This window comes from Enterobacter cloacae complex sp. P6RS, assembly GCF_014982245.1.
Classification (GTDB): Bacteria; Pseudomonadota; Gammaproteobacteria; order Enterobacterales; family Enterobacteriaceae; genus Enterobacter; species Enterobacter bugandensis.
In genome coordinates, this window is record NZ_JADCLB010000003.1 from 53,285 (window position 1) to 74,553 (window position 21,269).

At 56.5% G+C, this 21,269-nt stretch carries 18 protein-coding genes; 6 read left to right on the forward strand and 12 right to left on the reverse strand.

Annotated elements, in window-relative coordinates; all coding sequences use genetic code 11:
* Positions 1-4 precede the first annotated feature (4 nt).
* Positions 5-1,111, forward strand: a complete 1,107-nt coding sequence (locus INF73_RS01285; RefSeq protein WP_193542743.1) for a GGDEF domain-containing protein — start codon at positions 5-7, stop codon at positions 1,109-1,111.
* Positions 1,112-1,151: 40 nt separating this feature from the next.
* Here the strand turns inward: INF73_RS01285 and INF73_RS01290 are convergent, their stop codons facing one another.
* Positions 1,152-2,651, reverse strand: coding sequence for an aldehyde dehydrogenase family protein (locus tag INF73_RS01290; RefSeq protein WP_192971014.1), 1,500 nt, complete (start codon positions 2,649-2,651; stop codon positions 1,152-1,154).
* 241 nt (positions 2,652-2,892) lie between these two features.
* Between INF73_RS01290 and feaR the strand changes: the two genes are divergently transcribed.
* Complete coding sequence (gene feaR / locus INF73_RS01295; RefSeq protein WP_047368759.1) at positions 2,893-3,801, forward strand: transcriptional regulator FeaR; 909 nt, start codon at positions 2,893-2,895, stop codon at positions 3,799-3,801.
* On the opposite strand, the gene INF73_RS01300 is transcribed toward feaR, so the two are convergent.
* From INF73_RS01300 to INF73_RS01315, 4 genes are all read right to left on the reverse strand, one after another.
* Positions 3,802-4,119: a YdbL family protein gene (locus tag INF73_RS01300; RefSeq protein ID WP_028013020.1), complete on the reverse strand. Its 318-nt coding sequence runs from the start codon at positions 4,117-4,119 to the stop codon at positions 3,802-3,804.
* A 7-nt stretch (positions 4,120-4,126) separates the two neighbouring features.
* A complete protein-coding gene (locus tag INF73_RS01305; RefSeq protein ID WP_028013019.1) occupies positions 4,127-4,312 on the reverse strand; it encodes a YnbE family lipoprotein in 186 nt (61 codons plus the stop codon).
* Entirely contained in the window at positions 4,309-6,948 is a 2,640-nt protein-coding gene (locus tag INF73_RS01310) for a YdbH family protein (protein ID WP_193542745.1), read from the reverse strand. Before INF73_RS01310 ends, INF73_RS01305 begins: the two co-directional genes overlap by 4 nt.
* Before the next feature lie 215 nt (positions 6,949-7,163).
* Positions 7,164-7,487 (reverse strand): hypothetical protein, encoded by a 324-nt coding sequence (locus tag INF73_RS01315; protein WP_193542747.1) that lies wholly within the window; start codon positions 7,485-7,487, stop codon positions 7,164-7,166.
* Positions 7,488-7,812: 325 nt separating this feature from the next.
* Here INF73_RS01315 and INF73_RS01320 point away from each other — a divergent pair, with 325 nt between their 5' ends.
* Positions 7,813-8,802, forward strand: coding sequence for a 2-hydroxyacid dehydrogenase (locus tag INF73_RS01320; RefSeq protein ID WP_193542872.1), 990 nt, complete (start codon positions 7,813-7,815; stop codon positions 8,800-8,802).
* An 18-nt stretch (positions 8,803-8,820) separates the two neighbouring features.
* On the opposite strand, the gene INF73_RS01325 is transcribed toward INF73_RS01320, so the two are convergent.
* The 3 genes from INF73_RS01325 to dcp all read right to left on the reverse strand — a co-directional run bounded on the left by INF73_RS01325 (position 8,821) and on the right by dcp (position 14,443).
* The gene (locus INF73_RS01325) at positions 8,821-10,026 is read right to left on the reverse strand and encodes an MFS transporter (RefSeq protein ID WP_193542870.1); all 1,206 of its coding nucleotides are present in this window, start codon (positions 10,024-10,026) and stop codon (positions 8,821-8,823) included.
* Between the two features lie 426 nt (positions 10,027-10,452).
* On the reverse strand, positions 10,453-12,000 hold the full coding sequence (locus INF73_RS01330) for a methyl-accepting chemotaxis protein (RefSeq protein WP_193542868.1): 1,548 nt from the start codon (positions 11,998-12,000) through the stop codon (positions 10,453-10,455).
* 409 nt (positions 12,001-12,409) lie between these two features.
* Positions 12,410-14,443: a peptidyl-dipeptidase Dcp gene (gene dcp / locus INF73_RS01335; protein WP_193541270.1), complete on the reverse strand. Its 2,034-nt coding sequence runs from the start codon at positions 14,441-14,443 to the stop codon at positions 12,410-12,412.
* Between the two features lie 142 nt (positions 14,444-14,585).
* Here dcp and ydfG point away from each other — a divergent pair, with 142 nt between their 5' ends.
* Positions 14,586-15,332, forward strand: a complete 747-nt coding sequence (gene ydfG, locus INF73_RS01340; RefSeq protein ID WP_028013011.1) for a bifunctional NADP-dependent 3-hydroxy acid dehydrogenase/3-hydroxypropionate dehydrogenase YdfG — start codon at positions 14,586-14,588, stop codon at positions 15,330-15,332.
* Positions 15,333-15,423: 91 nt separating this feature from the next.
* Positions 15,424-16,110 (forward strand): GntR family transcriptional regulator, encoded by a 687-nt coding sequence (locus INF73_RS01345; RefSeq protein ID WP_028013010.1) that lies wholly within the window; start codon positions 15,424-15,426, stop codon positions 16,108-16,110.
* Positions 16,111-16,143: 33 nt separating this feature from the next.
* Here INF73_RS01345 and INF73_RS01350 read toward each other — a convergent pair whose 3' ends face one another.
* Complete coding sequence (locus tag INF73_RS01350) at positions 16,144-16,575, reverse strand: universal stress protein (protein WP_193541272.1); 432 nt, start codon at positions 16,573-16,575, stop codon at positions 16,144-16,146.
* Positions 16,576-16,863: 288 nt separating this feature from the next.
* On the opposite strand from INF73_RS01350, the gene ydfZ reads away from it, so the two are divergent.
* Positions 16,864-17,067: a putative selenium delivery protein YdfZ gene (gene ydfZ, locus INF73_RS01355; protein WP_028013008.1), complete on the forward strand. Its 204-nt coding sequence runs from the start codon at positions 16,864-16,866 to the stop codon at positions 17,065-17,067.
* 43 nt (positions 17,068-17,110) lie between these two features.
* Here the strand turns inward: ydfZ and INF73_RS01360 are convergent, their stop codons facing one another.
* The 3 genes from INF73_RS01360 to INF73_RS01370 form a co-directional block, all read right to left on the reverse strand.
* On the reverse strand, positions 17,111-18,574 hold the full coding sequence (locus INF73_RS01360; protein ID WP_047368464.1) for a mannitol dehydrogenase family protein: 1,464 nt from the start codon (positions 18,572-18,574) through the stop codon (positions 17,111-17,113).
* Between the two features lie 221 nt (positions 18,575-18,795).
* Positions 18,796-20,163 (reverse strand): MFS transporter, encoded by a 1,368-nt coding sequence (locus INF73_RS01365; protein ID WP_193541274.1) that lies wholly within the window; start codon positions 20,161-20,163, stop codon positions 18,796-18,798.
* A 72-nt stretch (positions 20,164-20,235) separates the two neighbouring features.
* Positions 20,236-21,255 (reverse strand): Zn-dependent oxidoreductase, encoded by a 1,020-nt coding sequence (locus tag INF73_RS01370; RefSeq protein WP_028013005.1) that lies wholly within the window; start codon positions 21,253-21,255, stop codon positions 20,236-20,238.
* Positions 21,256-21,269 lie beyond the last annotated feature (14 nt).

The following is a 21,269-nucleotide window of genomic DNA, read 5'->3' on the forward strand; positions in this document are numbered from 1 at the left end:
GTTTATGGAAAAAAGAAAAAAACCGACGCTGGAACGAGCAACCTGGCCGACGCGCCACGCCATGGTTATGCACGGGCTGGCGATGAACCTGCCCTGGCTGGCTTTCGTCAACATCAGCTTCGCCGTGATGATTCTGCTGCGCCATGTTCTGCTTAACGCCAGCGACCCCCTTTATCCCCACATGCCGCATATGATGAAAATAGTCGACGCTTCGATGCTCGGCATTATTATCCTCTCGGCTGCACTGATCCTTATGGGCTGGCGGCGCATCGCCGGTATCAGCGTAGTGCTGTGTATCTGTAGCGTTATCTGGTCGATATCGTGCTTCTGGTTTATCACCGATTTACTGCTGCCCCACGTCTGGCCGCTGTGCGTTATTTTATTACTCGCAGGGTTAACGGCCCTCTACTTTTACCCTGAGGGGTTGCTCGCCTTCGTGTTCCCGCTCTGGATAACCCTGCCGATTGCAAGCTGGGTACTGAATGATGGCCTTAATCTTCACTTCGTTATTATCTGGAGCGTCTTTTCGCTGATCCTGATCTGCGGGCGTTTCATCCTCTTAAGCTGGTTTGACGAGGCCTGGCGACGTAACCAGCAAAACCAGCTGCTGATCTCACGACTGGATGCGCTGGCGCATCAGGATCCGTTAACCACAACCGCCAACCGCCGGAAGATGGAAGTGGTGCTGGAGAACGCGGTTGAGCAGAAGAAACCGTTCTCGCTGATTATGCTGGATATTGACTATTTCAAACGCTACAACGACACCTACGGTCACCAGGCGGGTGACGACTGTCTGACGCGCGTGGCGCGGGTATTGAAGCAGTCAGTGCGAACGCCTGACGATGTGGTGTCACGTTACGGCGGCGAGGAGTTTGTGGTGATCCTGTTTAACTGCCCGGAAAATATCGCGGAAAAAGTTGCGGTACGCATTCAGGACGGCCTGCGCGCGGAGTCGATACCGCACAGCGCGTCATCCGTCAGCGATCGTGTCACCGTGAGCATGGGGATTGCGGGTATGGTCGAGGGGCTTGCGGGTACCGAGATTATTGCCCGCGCCGATGCGGCGCTGTACCGGGCGAAAGAGGCCGGGCGGGATCGGTGGTCGCTTTGAATAACGCCGGGTGGCGGCTACGCCTTACCCGGCTTGTTTTTTAATACCGCACGCAAACCGACTTGGTTTCGCACCAGCCGTCCAGCCAGTCCGGGCCAAAATCACGTCCGGTGCCGGACTGCTTCATGCCACCGAACGGCAGGTTGGCGTCAATCAGCGTATGGCTGTTCACCCACACGGTGCCCGCCTGCAGCCGATCGGTGTACTCCAGCGCCTTGCTGATATTCTGCGTCCAGACGCTGGCCGTCAGGCCATATTCGGTGTCGTTTGCCAGCTGGAGCGCCTCTTCTCCGTCGGATACCCGCACCAGGTTGACCACCGGACCAAACACCTCTTCTCGGGTTAACCGCAGCGCGGCATCCGGGTTCACCACCAGCGTAGGCGACACGTAATAGCCTTTGCCCTCCGGGCCGCGATTACCGACGATCAGCTCCGCATTGCGCGACGTCGCCTCGTCGAGGAAGGTCTGCACCTTATCGCAGTGGGCGCGCGACACCAGCGGGTTGATAAACGCCTCCGGCGACATGCCCGGCCCGACGCTCAGGGATTTCACCGCCTGTTCGAACCCGCTCACCAGCGTGTCAAACAGCGGCGCTTCAATGTAGATGCGCGAGCTCGCCGCGCACACCTGCCCCTGGTTCAGGAAGCTGCCGGTCATCAGTCCTTCGATCACCCACGCCGGGTCCGCATCCTTGAGTACAATTGCCGGGTTTTTCCCGCCCAGCTCCAGGGTCACTCCGGTTAGCGTGTCCGCCGCCGCGCGGGCAATTTGCTTACCCGTTGCCGTCGAGCCGGTAAAGCTCACCTTTGCAATATGCGGGTGCGAGGTCAGCGCTGCGCCACACACCGCGCCGCTCCCGGTTACCACGTTGAACACCCCGTCAGGGATGCCCGCTTCGCTGGCCAGCTCCGCCACGCGCAGCATGGTTAGCGGCGTGGTTTCAGACGGCTTAATGACGATAGAGCAGCCCGCGGCCAGCGCTGGCATCACTTTCCACATCCCGATCATCAGCGGGAAGTTCCAGGGCACAATCCCGGCCACCACACCAACCGGCTCCTTACGCGTCCACGCCTGGTAGCGCGCACCCTGCGGCAGCGGGATGGAAAGATCGAGTGTTTTGCCCGCAATTTTGGTGGTCAGCCCGGCGGTATAGCGCATCCAGTTGAGGGTGCAGCCCACTTCAAAAGCCCGGGAGATGTTAATTGATTTGCCCTGCTCCAGCGTTTCAAGCTGGGCCAGCTCCTCGCCGTGCTGTTCCACCAGATCGGCGAAATGGAGCAGGATCCGCTCGCGCTCCGCCGGTAATTTTCCGGCCCAGCTACGGGCGACAAACGCGCGCCAGCCGGACATAACGGCCCGGTCAACGTCATCGACGCTGGCATCGGCGGTCGAGGCAATCACCTCGCCCGTGGCCGGGTTGTAGACGTTCAGCCGCTTTTCACTGTCCGACGCGGCCTGACGCCCTTCAATCCACAGGCCATGTTGTCGGTCTAAAAATTGCTGCACGGCAGGCTGAATAGCCACCAGTGATTCAGACATAGGATACTCCTTCGTTATTCTTCGCAGGGTGTTCATCCAGTCTATGTGGGGTTTTGCATTCTCGCTTTTGTCTCTGTGACATTCGCTTTGCCACCTGTGACAGGTGCCGCAAATCGCGATAATCGCCGCTTATATCGCTGTTACCGGTGAGTGTTCTTTCCTATAGTCAGCCTCATAGCTCTGACAAAATGCAACACAAATGCAACAATGCGAAAACGTTGACGGTGCAGCGAGAGAAACGATGGCGTGTGCAAGCGAGCAGGAACAGTATCAGCAGTGGCTGGCGCAGATTAACCAGGTTTGCGGGCGTTTTAACGCGCAGCCCACCGAGGGAAAGTTCTACGGCGAGCTGGAGACCAGCTATGCGCGCAGCCTGAAGCTCAGTACCGTCACCGCAGGCGGCGTTAACCTGTTCCGCTCCCGTCATGAGATTAAGCAGAGTAACGATGCCTGGTTCTATACCGTGTTTCAGCTCGAAGGGAGTGCGGAAATTGAGCAGGATGACCATCGCGCGGTACTCAGAACCGGTGATATTACGCTGATTGATGCCTCACGCCCGTGCTCGATCAACTGGCAGGAAAAGTCCCGCCAGATTTCGCTCCTGGTTCCCCGTCAGATTATCGAGCAGCAGTGCCGCTTTCAGGAGATAAGCTGCGCGCTCGCCCTTTCCCGCACCTTACCCACGGTACAGCTGAGCCATCGCCTGCTGATGGAAAGTATGAACAACCGCGACCTGAGTGACCGGGAGAGTGAAGCGGCGCTTGAGGCGATGGTCTGCCTGCTGCGCCCCGCGTTCCAGCAGCGCGACGTGATTCAGCCGCGCAAGGAGCGCCAGTTCCAGCACGTTGTGGCGCTGATTGACAACCATATTCAGTCTGAATCGCTGCGTCCGGAATGGATTGCCGCTGAGAGCGGAATGTCCGTGCGCAGCCTCTACCGCATGTTTGCCGAGAAGGGGCTGGTGGTGGCGCAGTACATTAAAAACCGTCGTCTGGATCTCTGCGCGCAGGAATTGCAGTCAACCGGCGACGATGAAAAGCTGGCAGGCATTGGCTACAGCTGGGGATTCACCGACCATAGCCACTTTTCAACGGCCTTTAAGCAGCGTTTTGGCGTCTCGCCGGGTGAATACCGCAAGCGCTACCGTTAGCTATTTTTTCAGCCACTTACCGTTAATGCCCTTCACGTACTCGCCCGGCTGCGCGCGGGCCACCAGCTTTTGCCCCGCCATTTTCGCCACTTCATCAACCGGCAAATTATTGCTGTCGGCCAGCTTCTGATAGCTCTCCGTGCGCGCTGCGTTAATGCGATTCACCAGCTCCAGCGTTTCGGCATCCTGTTGGATCGGAGCAAGATAGCCGCTCAGGGTTTCCCCCACGCGCCCCTGCGCGCGGGCATCGTTTAAGGTCAGCGCAGCCGCCTGCACGTTTATACTCAGGGCCAGTAAAATCAACGCTAATCGTTTCATGGCATCCTCAGAACAGATCGCTGCGCGATTTCAGCAGGGCTTCAACGTCTTTATCGACCTTGATGTGGATCTCGTGTTCGATTTTGACATTCATATTGATGGTAATCGGCTCCTTTGGCGCAGCGACTTCAATGCGCGGCGTACAGCCGGTCAGTAGCGCGGCAACGGTGAGCGCACCAGCCATCTTTTTCATTGTTGTTCCTCACTTTCCTTGCCAGTCGAACTGCGGAGACCGGGAATCGCCGCGTGTTGCTCAAACCAGGTTTGCAGGTTGTCGCCAAAACGCAGGCTGCGCCACAGGGTAAAGACATTCTCGTCATGGGTGTAGTTCAGATTGACGGAGCTGCTTTTGCCGTCCACGCGGCTGGTCCCCTTGATGGTCGCCTGCATGGTTAATTCACCCAGGTTATCTAAATTGATTCTCGTCCACGACTGCGAAATTTCCATGTAGCGGAGCCAGTTAATCGCTGCGCCCGCGACCATATTATCCTTCACGATGGCGTCTGCCGTATCTTTGTCGATGCGCAGCGTCATTGGCCCCGGGTTGGTCAGCCAGCCATCTTTAATGATCCATTTTTCATTGTCCAGCCAGAACGGCAGCGCCCCGCTCACCGGGCCCGACAGGGTAAACTGCTTCGGGTTGACGGCGCTGATCAGCTCGCTTGAGGAGATATTGTCCACGCGCAGCAGGGCCGGATCGTGCTGCGGCATCCGCAGTTGCTGCATGGTGATCTTCCCGCCGAGCGTTTCTACCTTAACGTTGGTGAGCAGCAGCGGGTTGTCCTCCGTCCAGGGGTAATTCCCCTGCAGGTCCGCGGTAATGTTGCGCGCGGTCACCAGATTTTCCACTTCGCCAATCCGCAACGTGACCGGGCCGCGCGTGCCCAGGGACCAGGTCCCCTCGCTGAAGCGGAACGGCAGCACAAAATCGACGCCGTTGATCTGGTTGTCCGGCATCCAGGCGCTGCCGGATTTCAGCACGCCGTGTCCGCCCGCCTCAAAGCCCTGATCGGGGGCCGCCGAGAAGGCAACCTGCGCATAGAGTTCACCGTCACGCAGCGTCATTTTCCAGTCCGGCGGGACCAGCGGCTGGAAGACGGTGAGCGACTGTTTCGGCCACCAGGCCTGCCCGCGAAGGCGCACGCCATCCCAGCGTCCGTTCACCTGTACCGGGCCGATGTCGTCCGCATGGAGGTCGCCCTTAAACTGAAAAACAGTCGGGTCGGTACCGTCGACGCTGAAGGTCAGGACCGAGGGTGGCAATACGCTGCCGCCGGAGAACCGGGTTTGCCCGGCATTCAGCGACAGCGCGCCGCTGAATGCGGGTTTTTCGGCATCGCGCAGCCAGCGTACAGGCCGATCCAGCACCAGACGCGGCTTGCTGACCTCCATGGTGCCGTACTGGAGCTTGTCAAAACCGGTGGAGAGCGCCGTCAGCTCAATAAGGTTGTCTCGCCACTCGCCTTTCCCGGCGACATCCCAGCGGGCATGCATCGGCGTAAAGCCGCCTTTTCCCCAGTAGCGCCACTGCCACAGGCCGTTATCAGGTAAAAAGTCGTTGGCCTGACCGTCCAGGTGGAGTTCAAAACCGCCCATCTCGTTTTCATGGGCACGCAGAATAGCCTGCAGACGCCCGTCCACGCCCTTCTGGGTGAGCTTCACGCCCGCCAGCGGCCAGCGGATTTCATCGATATCGAGTGAGTCAATGATGCGCCCGCGCGAGCGGAGCAGCGCGCCGGGCTCAAAAGCAAGCTGCGGTTCATACAGGCTGCCGGTCAGTGTGGCGGGCAATTTGGCGTAAAGAATGAGATCGTTTTGCTTCGCCTCGCCGCTCAGATGCAGCGGCATGTTACTGTTTTCCATGCTGAGCCTGCCGGGCCCAATGTTCAGTACCGCGTTACCTTTACCCGCATCGCCTTGCGTCAATACGTTCAGTCGTCCGGTCAGGGTGGCTTTCTCCAGCCCCTGCTGCCAGTTGTCGGCGCGAAGGGACACACGTCCGCTCAACGGCATACCCGAAAGATCCCAGTTCCAACGCCCGTCGCTGATGTTCAGCTGTTCCGCCGTGATCTGCCACGGCAGGTCGAGAAGCGGATCGGGGTTATCCCGCGCCATCACCACCAGCTGTCCCTGATTGTCTTCCCAGTCGAGATCGGCATCGACCAGAGACGTTAACTGTGGCACGTTAAAGGTCGCGACCGCATGGCCTTTCACCGGCACGCCGTCCGGCACCAGCGGCAAAGTGAACTCGCCCACCAGCTTAATCGGCTGCGCCTGGTCAGGGAGCTGAACATCGAACTGGCTGACGGAGAGTGTCTGGCCGCGAAGCGTGCCTTTAATGCTGATCTGCTCGCCTTTATAGGCGATCTCCTGGCTGGACGGGGTCAGCGACGCGTGAAGCTCCCCCTGCCACTGCTGCCACGGCGAGAGCGTCAGACGGTGGATTGTGAGCCAGGTATTGGGTAACACCGCCTGCCACTGGGCCAGCGTTTTCGGGGCGACCGTTGAGGGCGCAGACTCGGGGATTTTGCTCAGGCAGATGGAATTAAGATCCAGCGCGCCGATATCCAGTTTCCAGCGGCTAGGATGTGACAGCGTCACGTTATCGATGCGGGCAATTTCGCAGTCTTCCACCAGATAGCGAAGATCGGGGATCACCAGCGCGTGGCGAGTCAGTTTTGGGCTTTCTTCGAAAGCAATGCGCGTCCCGACGGGGAGCCAGATCCCGGCGAGCGTCGGCACCCACTGGGCGAGCGTCATCAGCAGCGTCAGCGGCACCAAAATCAACAGCAGTAAAACCGCAATGGCGGCTTTGTATTTACCCTTCATGGGCAGTTAATATCCTGATTTTTCGAAAGAATTAAGCCGGCAATGCCGAATATTGTCGCATATTTGGCGGTTGAGTTGAAGTTGACCCCAAGATAAAGGATAGATGCTGTAAAGAGTATGAGAAAACTTTTTGCTATGCGTGACCTACAGAACACATTGTAGATTCAGTGGGTTACGCATTATCTCAGACGTAAAAACGGGAAAACACTGCGTAACTAATACTTGTTCCTGGGCATTGCCAATAGGTAGAGCATGGCGAATATCAACGACCCCCAATACACTGAATCGTACCGCCATGGATCAAAATCGATATGTAAAAAACCGCGAACAAACTCATAGCCGTTGGCAAAAACATTAATCTGGATGGCTGCAATCGCTATCACAAACAGCGTATAGGCAATGAACAATGGATATTTACGGAGCCTATTGACCTGGAGTTTTCCAATCAACAGTAAGAAGAAAACCGCAATAGATGCTATAAAATAGTACAAAACAGGCAGCATCGGCGCAGATAAGGATAACTCCACTTGTTGCGACATGCATCATTCTCCCTCTTTTCAGAAACTCACCCGGTTCCTAATATCGTCCCATCACATCCGGAAGGATTGCAGTTTTCACCCCCTATTGCCATTCTTTCAAGTAATACCGATATGCGTTTTTCGCACCCGTTACCCACTCCATTTTGCCCAACCTGATTTGAACCGAGTCGCGCCGAAGATTTCTCGTACTAAGAATATCATGGAGTTAGGGTGTATATCTGCTCTAGAATAATTGATAGAACTTATTGAATTCAATAATATTTTATAAATTGTAAGATAATTTTAATCATGCTAACGTGAATGCAAAATCACTGGAGAAAGTCTTATGAAACTCGCGGTATACAGCACAAAGCAGTACGACAAAAAGTATCTGCAACATGTTAACGAAGCTTACGGGTTTGAGCTTGAATTTTTCGACTTTCTGTTGTCCGAAAAAACCGCTAAAACGGCGCACGGCTGTGAAGGCGTCTGCATTTTCGTAAACGACGACGGCAGTCGTCCGGTGCTGGAAGAGTTGAAAAAGCAGGGAGTGAAGTATATCGCCCTGCGCTGCGCCGGCTTCAACAACGTGGATCTCGACGCGGCAAAAGAGCTGGGTCTGAAGGTGGTTCGCGTCCCGGCGTACTCCCCGGAAGCGGTTGCGGAACATGCGATTGGCATGATGATGTCGCTCAACCGTCGTATTCACCGCGCTTATCAGCGTACGCGTGACGCCAACTTCTCGCTGGAAGGGCTGACCGGCTTTACCATGTACGGCAAAACCGCGGGCGTGATCGGCACCGGTAAAATTGGCGTGGCTGCCCTGCGCATTCTGAAAGGCTTCGGCATGCGTTTGCTGGCATTCGATCCGTACCCGAGCGCCGCAGCGCTGGATCTGGGCGTGGAGTACGTTGACCTGCCGACGCTGTTCTCGCAGTCCGACGTGATCTCCCTTCACTGCCCGCTGACGCCGGAAAACTACCACCTGCTTAACCAGGCGGCGTTTGACCAGATGAAAGACGGCGTGATGATCATCAACACCAGCCGCGGCGGTCTGGTTGACTCTCAGGCTGCTATCGAAGCGCTGAAAACCCAGAAAATTGGCGCGCTGGGGATGGACGTGTATGAGAACGAGCGCGATCTGTTCTTTGAAGACAAGTCCAACGATGTGATCCAGGACGACGTGTTCCGCCGTCTGTCTGCCTGCCATAACGTCCTGTTTACCGGCCACCAGGCGTTTCTGACTGCCGAAGCGCTGATCAGCATTTCGGAAACCACGCTGAGGAATCTTCAGCAGTTAGAAAAGGGTGAACCGTGTCCTAACGAACTGGCTTAAATGCTACGCCGGGTGGGGCTAAGCTTCATCCGGCGCGTTTGTTTCCCAGCTTCGGTGAGCAACGCGCCACCAGAGCAGGACGGCGGCCAGCGCAATCGCGCTCAGGACACTGAATGCCGTCGCAAACGAGTAATGACCGGCGATAGTGCCGGTTAACGCCGGGCTCATGGCTGCCCCCACTCCCTGCATCAGCATCACCACACTCTGCCCGGCATTAACGTGCCCGCTTCCGCGCAGCAGCACCACAATAAACGACGGTACGACGACACCCAGGATCCCGGCGGCGAGACCGTCGAGAATTTGTACCGGGATCATCATTAACGGCGCGTCGGTCGATGCCGCCAGCGCCGCGCGCACCGGCATAACCAGCAGCGCCAGCATAATCAAGCGCCAGTAGCCGTAGCGTTCTATTCGGCCTGCAACCCAGATGGCAATGGGGATCATCACCGCCTGCGAGATGATGACGGTGCCTGCCGCGTACAGGCCAGGGTTGATCGAGGCGGGTGCCGCGGCCACCCTCATGCTCAGCATCGGCAGCAGTGCGGCATTCGCAAGGTGGAACAGCAGTAGCGTCAGTCCGGTCACAAACAGCGCCCGGTTTTTAATCAGCACCGCGAAGCCGGGGACAGGAACGCTACCTGAGGATGAAAGCCCTCGCGCCGCATCGTTATCAATGTCTTCGTTGCGGATGGCAAGCAGCGCGCAGAGCGTCAGCAGCGTCGTGCAGGTCATCAGCAGGAAAATTCCCCCGACGCCCCAGTACCAGGCAATGCCGCCTGCTATCACTGCGGTGACAAAATTGCCGCCGTGATTAAACGCCTCATTTTTGCCCATCTGCGTGCTGAACCCGCGCTGGCCGGTCAGGCCCAGCGTAATCCCGGCGATGAGCGGCCCGACAAACGCCGCGCAGATGCCGGTGACCATTTGTGAGACGGCAACAACGCTGGTCTGCTGGCTAAACCAGAGCAGCAGCGTGCTCAGGGTGATCAAAGTGCAGAGCAGCGCCAGCACGGCGCGTTTGTTCCGCGAAGTGTCAGTAATTACCCCCGCCGGGAGCGTAGCCAGCAATCCCGCCAGCCCACCGGCAGTCATCAGGATGCCGATATCATCGGGGCTCCAGTGGCGTTCTGTCAGAAAGATACCGAGAAAAGGACCAAGGCCATCACGGACATCCGCAATGAAAAAACTTGTCAGGCATAACGCCCGCAGCGAACGAAGAGACATACTTCCTGCCTGTAAATTATCCGGCTCGCGTTTCGCGATGACCCGCGTCCAGACGCTCGTACAATAAAGTTTAAAATGTAGCGTAGCGCTGCTTATTGAAAATCAGATGACGGCCCAAAAGACCGGATTAACAAGGGAGGCTACGCGTCACACCAGCCTCCAACGAGCTGTAGCAAAATGTGAATAGCCGCCGGGAACGTCAACAGGAAGAGTAAAACTGTCACCACAGCAATCGCCATCAGAAACTCCTTTTAAATTTTTCGTTTTACGAAATCGTAGTCAGTATTTTTAAATTGTCACTGACGCTCGGCTATTTTCTTCATTATTCACGGGGACGCCCCTTTTTATTAGCGCCCCCGTTGCTGGTTTGATTAAAATTCGCGTTTAAAACGCCGGAGCTTTACCTTTTGATTATGCCTTTGCTTCTCAAATAGCAAAGTTTTCCGTCATCTGCTTCAGTGCCCTGGACTGCTCGGTCAGCGCCTGCGATGCCGCTGCGGACTGCTCAACGAGCGCCGCATTACCCTGCGTCACGCCATCCATCTGGGTGACAGCAGCGCTGATTTGCATGATGCCCTGCATTTGCTCAACCGAGGCCATTGAAAGACTGTCCATAGTTTCAGCAAGCGTAGCCACGTTGCTCGCAGCCCGCAAAATCGTCTCCGCCGTTCTGGATGCCACCGACACACCGTTATCGACATCCTCAACGGCATGCTCAATCAGCGCCCCAATTTCTTTGGACGCCGTTGCGCTGCGCTGAGCGAGATTTCTGACTTCCGTCGCCACCACGGCGAAGCCACGACCATGCTCACCGGCACGTGCAGCCTCGACCGCCGCATTCAGCGCCAGAATATTAGTCTGGAAAGCAATCCCTTCTATAACGCTAGTGATTTCCTTTATCTTCAGGGCGTTAGCCGAGATATTCTGCATCGTTTCGCTCATTTCGCCCACGGCAGACTCACCTTCACGTGCCAGTGCTTCCGTCTTTCTTGCTGACGTTGCCGTATGCTCCGCGACCTCGGTATTGTTCCGAACGGTCATCGTCAGCTGTTCCATGCTGGCGGCAGTCTGCTGCAACGCCGCCGCCTGCTCCTCGGTACGAGACGATAACTCCATATTGCCCTGCTCGATCTCACCGGCAGCCAGATCCACCGACGTCGCGGCCTCTTTGATTTCAGTGACAAGGGTTTTCAACTGGGTCTGCATGTTGTCCAGAGCCGCAAGCAGCGTGCCGGTTTCATCCATTCGGGTAATACGTATGGTTGAGGTGAGATCGCCGGCGGCAATGGTGTTCGCCGTATTCACGGCCTGCTTTAGCGGTCGGAGAATACTGCGCGACAGCAGAATACCCGTCAGCAGCGCGGTGACAATCGCCGCAATCATTCCCAGGATTATCATCATGCGCGTACGGAAGCGTTCTTCAGCCAGTCGGGTTTGACGTTCAGCCATAATGCGGTACTCGTCGTTCAGCGCTTGCTGAATAACATCCCGCATGGCGTCCATTTGCTCTTTTCCGGTATTACGCTCCAGGCTACTGATGAACGCATCCATATGTTCGCCCCCGCGGGATACGCTCTCTCTTCGCTGGATTAACGGCAGCGCAAATGATCTTTTCCATTCTTCTTCAAGCCTGGAGAGGGTGGTTAATTTTTGCTGCTGCGACGGGTTATCACGCGTAAGCCCTGCAATTTCGTCAACTTTGCTTTTAAACCTCTCATCCCCCTGCGTGAAGGGTTGAAGAACGTCCTGATTGCCGGTGAGCGCAAAACCGCGAATGCCGGTTTCCATGTTGATCAGGTTTTCGGTTACGGAGCGAAGGTTATCGACCACTTTATAGCTATGAACGTTGAGCTTGCTGACGGCCGTCACTCTGTCAAAGCTCAAATAGAGCAGCCCGCAGACGACTGACATTAAAACCACAATTGCGCCAAATGCTATGGTAAGCCGGGTGCCGATGTTGAGATTTTTAAACATGACTCTTCCTTAATAATTAGCATAGGTTCATCTTCTGGAGATGAATTTTAATAACGGCTTATTTTTTGTGGTTAATGGAAATGGGTTTCCACCACGACCACACCCATGCTAATCGGCAGAGCAAATTAATACTTTAGGCTGAGATAAAAATATAATAATCATCTTTTTGCGATGATTCTTATATGCAATAAACGGCCATGTACTAGTCAGCATAAATAATTAAATAAACTTGCGAGCATTATAAAATTGAGATTGGTAAAAGCGCCTAAATTTAAGCACATTTAATATAAATATATTTCAAACCATTATTAAATGTAAATTTTAGTTCTTTTTTTGACCACTTTAGGGCTTTCAGAACTATAAAAAAACCGGGCGCGGGGCCCGGTTATCTTCTTAGCTAAAAGTAACTTTATGCACTCAACCCGCGATTCTCCAGCATCGGTTCAATCTTCGGATCGTGTCCGCGCCAGTTTCGATAAAGTTCGGCTAAATCAGCGCTGTTGCCGCGAGACAAAATCGCCTCACGGAATTTCTGTCCGTTTTCACGCGTCAATCCACCCTGCTCCACGAACCACTGATAGCCATCGTCCGCCAGCATTTGCGTCCACAGGTAGGCGTAGTACCCCGCCGCGTAGCCGCCGCCAAAAATATGGGCAAAGTAGCTGCTGCGATAGCGCGGCGGTACAGCGGGCAGATCCAGCCCCTCTTTTTTCAACGCTGCGGCTTCGAATTCTTCAACGCTCGACACGGCTTCGCTGATGCCGTGCCAGTTCATGTCCAGCAGCGCCGCATTCAGCAGCTCCGTCATGTCATAACCCTTGTTGAAATGGGTCGCGTTGAGCATGCTTTCCCGCAGCGCGTCCGGCATGGGGTCACCGGTTTCGTAATGACGGGCATAGTGGCTAAACACCTGAGGATGGCTGGCCCAGTGCTCATTGATTTGCGACGGGAATTCAACGAAATCACGCGGCGTATTGGTACCGGACAGCGTGGCGAAGCGCTGGCTGGCAAACAGACCGTGCAGGGTATGGCCAAACTCGTGGAACAGGGTTATCACGTCATCCCAGGAGAGAAGCGCGACGCCGCCGTTACCCGGCTTTTGGTAGTTGCAGACGTTGTAGATCACCGGGCGGGCAGCAAGCTCAAAGGATTGCTCGATGAAATTGCCCATCCAGGCCCCGCCCTGCTTGGAATCGCGGGCAAAGAAGTCGCCGTAAAACAGCGCCATGCCCTCACCGGTGTGGTCAAAAATTTCCCATACGCGGACGTCAGGGTGATAAACCGGAATGTCGAAACGCTCCACAAAACGAATGCCAAACAGCTGGCTGGCCGCCCAGAATACGCCATCCTGCAATACGGTATTGAGCGCAAAATAGGGTCGAATCTGCGATTCATCGAGGGCGTATTTCGCCTGGCGCACGCGCTCGGCATAAAAGGCCCAGTCCCAGGCCTGCACGCTGAAGCCACCCTGCTCGTCGTCGATGAGCTCCTGAATATCGGCCTGCTCGCGTTCCGCGCGGGCGCGGGCGGCAGGCACAATGCCGCGCATAAATTCCAGCGCGGCGTCGGGGGTTTTCGCCATCTGGTCGGCAATGCTCCAGCTGGCGTAATCCTCAAAGCCGAGCAGACGGGCCTGGCGCGCCCGCAGCGCCGTAAGGCGCAGGATCAGCGTGCGGGTGTCGTTTTCATCCCCTTTCTGGGTGCGCGTCCAGCCGGCGTTGAACAGGTTTTCGCGCGTCTGCCGATTGCGCAGCGCGCCTAGCGCAGGCTGCTGTGTCGTATTCAGGAGCGGGATCAGCCAGCGGTCGTTAAGCCCTTTTTCCGCGGCGGCCTGCGCCGCAGCAGCTATCTCTTCGGCGCTAAGGCCTTCAAGCTGGTGCGCGTAATCCACCACCAGCCCGCCCGCGTTGTTAGCGGCCAGCAGGCGCTGGTTAAACTGGCTGGTCAGGGTCGCGGCCTCGGTATTCAACGCCTTCAGCTCGGCTTTTTCCGCTTCATTCAGGCGCGCGCCGGCCAGAATAAAGCGCTGGTACGTCTCCTCGACCAGCCGACGGGATTCGGCATCCAGCGCGGCGCGATCCTGCCAGACGCTCTCGACGCGGGCGAAAAGGGTGTCGTTCAGCCAGATGTCGTTCGCCAGCGCGGCAAGTTCGGTGGAGAGCTGCTCCTCCAGTTCCTGCAGGTACGCATTGGTGTGCGCGGAGGTCATGGCGAAGAAAACGCTGCTGACGCGCGCGAGCATGACGCCGCTTTTCTCCAGCGCCAGCACGGTGTTAGTGAAGTCTGGCGCAGCGGTGTGAGAGACTATCGCCTCTATGTCCGCCCGCTTCTGGCGAAGCGCTTCATCGAAGGCCGGACGATAATGCTCGTCTTTGATGGTATCAAAATGGGGGGCCTGGTAAGGCAGCAGGCTAATGTCAAAAAAGGGGTTGGTCGCCGTCATCTTTCACTCCTCCGAACGAGTATCTTCCCAGAGTAGGCCAGGCCGCCATCGCCTGCAACGCCGTCATACAAATGTTGCCTTAACGCACCCTCTGCGGGCGTGCTATGTTAGTACCACACAAAAAGCGTTGAGGAACAGTGAGATGATTATTTTAGTTACCGGGGCAACGGCAGGTTTTGGTGAAAGCATCACGCGTCGCTTCGTCGCCAACGGGCATAAGGTGATTGCAACGGGTCGTCGTCAGGAGCGCCTTCAGGAGCTGAAGGACGATTTAGGTGACAGTATCCTGACCGCGCAGCTGGACGTGCGTAACCGTGCGGCCATTGAAGAGATGATTGCCAGCCTGCCGGCAGAGTGGCGAGCCATCGACGTGCTGGTCAACAACGCCGGTCTGGCGCTGGGCATGGAGCCTGCCCACAAAGCCAGCGTTGAAGACTGGGAAAACATGATCGACACCAACAACAAAGGGCTGGTGTACATGACCCGCGCGGTGCTGCCGGGCATGGTCGAGCGCAACCGCGGCCACATTATCAACATCGGTTCTACCGCCGGGAGCTGGCCTTACGCGGGCGGTAATGTCTACGGCGCGACCAAAGCGTTTGTGCGCCAGTTCAGCCTGAACCTGCGCACCGACCTGCACGGCACCGCCATTCGCGTCACCGATATCGAGCCGGGGCTGGTAGGCGGCACCGAATTCTCCAACGTGCGCTTCAAGGGCGATGACGCGAAAGCGGATAAAACCTACGAAAACGCCAACGCCCTGACGCCGGAAGACGTCACCGAAACGGTCTGGTGGGTCGCAACGCTGCCAAAACACGTCAACATCAATACCGTGGAAATGATGCCGGTCAGCCAGAGTTTTGCCGGACTTAGCGTCCATCGTGGCTAAATAAGCCCTTCCCGGCCCGCGGGCCGGGTCTGTTTCGGGTTATAAAAGAATGGTAGTATGTTCGGGCTAACTCTCTGAGAAATGACAACTCATGGCCGCTGAATCGCAACTCAATCCCACCCAGCCCGTAAACCAGCAAATCTATCGCATTCTGCGACGTGATATTGTCCATTGCCTGATCCCACCGGGAACGCCGCTTTCTGAAAAAGAGGTCTCCGTGCGTTTTGACGTGTCCCGTCAGCCGGTGCGTGAAGCGTTTATTAAGCTTGCGGAGAACGGCCTGATTCAGATCCGCCCGCAGCGCGGCAGCTACGTGAACAAAATTTCACTCTCACAGGTGCGCAACGGCTGTTTCGTACGCCAGGCAATTGAATGCGCGGTGGTGCGCCGTGCCGCGACGCTCATTAATGACAACCAGTGTTACCTGCTGGAGCAAAACCTGCATCAGCAGCGCATTGCGATTGACCGTAAACAGCTCAACGATTTCTTCCAGCTTGATGATGAGTTTCACCAGAAGCTGGCGCAAATTGCAGACTGCCAGCTGGCCTGGGATACCATCGAGAACATCAAGGCCACCATTGACCGGGTGCGCTACATGAGCCTCGATCACGTCTCCCCGCCGGAAATGCTGCTCCGCCAGCATCACGATATTTTCAGCGCGCTGGAAAAACGCGACCCGGACGGCGTGGAAAAAGCGATGACCCTGCATCTGCAGGAGATAGGCGAATCCGTGCAGCTTATTCGTCAGGAAAATAGCGAGTGGTTTAGCGAAGAGTGATATTTGCCGCCCTTTTCGCGGGCGGCGCCGTAATTAACGAACGACTAACACCGGAATTGTGGCGTAGCGCAGAATAGACTCCGCATTTGACCCCAACAGATGGGTGGTGATGCCCGGATTTTTTGACCCGATGACAATCACGTCATATTCCCCTTCTTTGCTCAGCTTGATAATTTCATCGCGGACGCTGCCAAAACGAACCAGAGTGTGAATATTCTCCAGGGAGATATCGAACAGTCGTTTTAACTCGTTCATTTTCTTCCCGGATTCTACGCTCATATACTCTTCAAACTTTTTAATATCGGCGTTGAATCCGCGCAGCAGAGACCGGCTGCTGGCAGGCAGAATATTGACCAGGGTAATCGACGCGCCCTCGGCCTTCGCGAGGTTAGCCGCGTGGCGAACCGCTTTGTCGCTTAAATCCATTTCAAACACGTCAACAGGCATCAAAATCTTCTTATACATAAGCCTGACTCCTTATTCCGATGAAGGGTTATTTCCTGCAACCAGAATGGCATCGGGAATATAAACCAATCCTCAACGCTTCCCCGTAGAAACTATCAATAAGTGAAAATAACGGTCTGCTTTGTAAATTGCCGTCGTGAAGCGTCAACGCCCCATGTAATAAACAAAAAAGTGTGAGTTTGATCAAAAACAAAAACATGACTGGCAGACAGGCGTATTTATAGTGCCCCGTGAACGGCAAAACCTGAAATAGCGCCGTAACGGATAGTTTAGAGAGGAGAAAATACCATGATGACATACGACCGTAACCGCAATGCAATCACCACCGGCAGCCGCGTCATGATTAGCGGCACCGGCAAAACCGGCGTGATTAAGGCGATCCACAGCGACGGGCTGGATGCCGCGCAGGTGCGCCGTGGCAAAACGGTGGAAGTGGAAGGATGCGAAGGTAAGTTCGAACCAATTGAACTGATTCGTCTGGGTATGCACTAAATTGTGCGCCGACATGCCGCCGCGAACGGCGGCATGTGTTGAATTACAGGTGCGACACGTACTCCGCCACCGTGGTCTTAGCCCCCTTCTGCAGCAGCGTCTGATACGCGCTCATCACGGCATCTGTGAAGGCTTTTTCTCGCGGCAACTCTTTCCCAAAAATGGCCTCAATGCCGAGCAGCGCGTTAACCCGGCTTTCCCCTTCGGCACTTCCCTTCACCGCCGCCTGAATCACCGCCAGCTGCGGATCGCTCACGTCAATAGCGTTACCCTGCTCGTCCACGCCGCCGACATAGCGCATCCACCCAGCCACGCCCAGCGCCAGCAGTGGGAAAGGCGTCTGGTGCACCAGGTGCCAGCGCGCGGGATCCAGCATCCGCTGCGGAAGCTTCTGGCTGCCGTCCATCGCAATTTGCCAGGTACGGTGGCGCAGGGCCGGGTTACTGTAACGGGCGATCAGCAGGTCAGCGTAGCGTTCTAAATCGACGCCCTTCACTTTCAGGGTCGGCGCCTGCTCGTTGAGCATCAGCGCGTGCGCGGCGACGCGATAGTGTTCGTCTTCCATACACTCATTGATGTGCTGATAACCGGCCAGATAGCCCAGGTACGCCAGGAAAGAGTGGCTGCCGTTGAGCATACGTAGCTTCATCTCTTCAAACGGGATCACGTCTGAAACCAGTTCGGCTCCGGCTTTTTCCCATTCCGGACGCCCGGCCACAAAGTTATCCTCGATAACCCACTGGCGGAACGGCTCGCAGGCCACCGCCGCCGGATCGCGTACGCCGGTCAGCTGCGCGATTTTATCCAGCGTATCGGGTGTGACCGCCGGTACGATGCGGTCCACCATGGTTGACGGGAAGGTGACGTTAGCCTCGATCCAGTCCGCCAGCTCGCCGTCTACCGCCCGGGCGTACGCGCAGGTTACGTTGCGCATCACGTGACCGTTCTCCGGCATATTGTCGCAGGACATCACGCTAAACGCGGGCAGCCCCGCCGCTTTACGGCGCGCCAGCGCTTCCACCACCACGCCCGGCGCAGATTTCGGCTGATGCGGGTTTTGCAGGTCGGCAACGATGAAAGGATGATCGAGCATCAGTTGCCCGGTTGCCGGAGAGTGGCAGTAGCCTTTTTCGGTGATGGTCAGCGAGACAATCGCCACCTGCGGTTCACACATTGCCGCCAGCACGCTTTCCAGCCCGTCGACCTGCGCGTGCAGGGCCTTTTTGACTACGCCAACCACGCGGGACGTCCAGGCATCGGCAGACATTTCCGCTACGGTGTAGAGGTTATCCTGCGCCTTCAGGTCGGCAATCTGCTGCTCGCCGCCAATCAGGTTAACCTCACAGTACCCCCAGTCGCTGCCGTGTTCAGCCGCGAGGATGTCCGCATACACCGCCTGATGCGCGCGGTGAAATGCGCCGAAGCCTAAATGAACAATGCGTGCTTTAAGGCTGTCGCGATCGTACTGAGGCAGCGTCGCGTTGGCCTGTAATAAGGTGTTTTCCATGATTAAGACTCGCTAATTAGAAAGCTGTGGATCGCTGCCGCCCCCAGTCCAGAGCGGCAGCTCCTGCTGACTACACCAACTAGAATGGCAGTCGGGGTAAAAAATTACTGCCATCAACCATACTGATACTGCCGTTTGAGTTTTTGATTTATATTAACTTTTGCTGAGGTGGTGTGACATAAACAAAAAGTTGTGTGATAAGTCACGAAAGATATAAACCGCTAGCGTCGCGTGGAAACCGCGCCGTAACCCACGCGCTCTTTCGGCGCGGCCTCGGCGGCATCTTCAGCCGCGCTGAGATCGCGGTCGCGGACTTCCGGCATCAGGAACGCCGAAACCAGCCCAATCACGGAATAGGCCACCAGCATGGCTACTATCGGCCACCAGGAACCCGTCATATTGCAGAAAATCCCCGCCAGTACCGGACCAAAGCCCACCGCCACCAGACCGCCCGCCTCCTTGGAGATAGCCATACGGGTAAAGCGATTTCGCGAGCCAAACATCTCCGCCATGGTGATATTTTCCAGCGCAAACAGCCCCAGCACGGCGAAGTTATGGATAACAATGATCGAGAGCATGATTGTCCCCGGCGCGTAGCTCTTATCGACGATAATCGACAGCATCGGGTACGCCAGAATAATGGCGGAGATATTGAGGATAATGTACGGCAGCCTGCGCCCCACTTTGTCGGAAAGCCAGCCCAGCAGCGGGATGGTGATAAACCCGAGAATAGAACTTATCATCAGCGCGTCGGTGGGAATCGCTTTATCGAACAGCAGCGTCTGGACCAGATAGCCCGCGAGGAAGGTCTGGATCAGCCCCGAGTTGCCCGCCTGACCGAAACGCAGGCCGGTCGCCAGCCAGAAGGATTTACTTTTCACCATTGAACCCAGCGAGGTGTCCGGCTGCACGGTTTCTGCATCGTTTACTTTCTCAAAGACCGGGCTCTCCTTGAGGTTCATTCGCAGCCAGATGGCAAAGATCATCACCACGACGCTGGCAAGGAACGGCACGCGCCAGCCCCAGGCGAGCAGTTGTTCACGATCGAGGGCGAAGAACATAATGGCCCAGATCGCCGTGGCGCTCAGCGTCCCGCAGTTAGTCCCCATCGCCACCAGCGAGGAGATGATGCCGCGTTTCCCTTTCGGGGCGTACTCCGCCAGCATGGTTCCGGCCCCGGAGATCTCCGCCCCGGCGCCCAGCCCCTGAATGATACGCAGCGTCACCAGCAGTACGGGCGCAAAAATGCCGATCTGCGCGTAGGTCGGCAGCACGCCAATCAGCGTGGTGCAGATCCCCATCATGGTGATGGTGATAAACAGCACCTTTTTACGACCAATGCTGTCGCCCATTCTGCCGAAGATAAAGGCCCCGACGATACGCGCGATGTAGCCCGCGCCGTAGGTTCCCATCGCCAGAATCAGCGCCATCGCGGCCGACTGTTCCGGGAAGAAGATTTCATGAAATACCAGCGCCGCCCCCAGCGAGTAGAGCTGGAAATCCATAAACTCCAGCGCGGTGCCCAGCCAGCCGGAGACGGCGGCTTTCACCAGATCTGAGGTGGTTCTTTGAGGTTGTGCTTGCGTCATAATGGCTATCTCTAAAGGTAAGATGCGTACCACTGAGAGCCCGTCTTCGCGGGCTCTTAACCGCGTGTAGGGTTATTGCCCGAACGTCAGTAAAACCTTGCAGCACTGCCGCTGGTCTTTTTCAAACAGTTCGATGGCGTCTGTTACATGGTGATAGTCAAAGGTATGGGTGATCAGTTTTTCCGGGTCGATCAGCCCTTTTTCAAGCCAGTCGATGACGACCGGGAATTTATTGGCATTGAGGCGCGAAGAGAAGATCGCCAGCTCTTTACCGGTAATCCCCTGCTGGACTATCTGGCTCGGCTCGCTGGAGAAGCCCATCAGCACGATGCGCGCCGCCGGGGAAGCCAGGGTGACCGCCTCCTGCAAAATCGACGGATGACAGGCGGCATCAATAATCAGCGTCGGCTTGATGCCTTTTTCGTCCAGCGCGGCCTGCAGCGACGTTTCGCCGTTATTAAAGACCCAGTCCGCGCCGCTGCGCTGGGCCATGGCCAGACGCTCATTGATTCTGTCGACGACGATAACCTGCTTCACGTTGTAGACGCCCTTCAGCGCCTGTACGGTGACCAGTCCCATCGGCCCTGCACCGTAGATCAGCGCAACGTCCTGTTCGGTAGGGCTAGCCTGCCCCGTCACGTTGGCGGCAATGGTGAAAGGTTCAACCATCACGGCGTGTTTATCCGGGATCGCATCCGGGATGCGCCAGGCATTTTTAGCGGGCACGGCGGCATATTCGCTGAATCCGCCGTCGCGGTGGACGCCCAGCACCACCAGCGAGGTGCAGACGTTGGGCTTGCCGACGGAGCACGGGTAGCAGTGCCCGCAGCTGATCACCGGATCCACCGAAACGCGCTCCCCTAACCGGGACGGTTCTACGCCCTCGCCCACGGCGTCGATCGTGCCAAAAAACTCGTGGCCAATCACGCGCGGATATTTTGCAAACGGATTATGCCCGCGGTAGATGTGGCTGTCTGACCCGCAGATCCCGGCCAGCTTGATTTTGACGCGGACTTCCCCTGCGCCTGGCTCCGGGCGCGGACGCTCTTCAATCACCAGCTGGTTCGGCTGTTGAATCACTACGCTTTTCATCGTTTGCTCCTCGG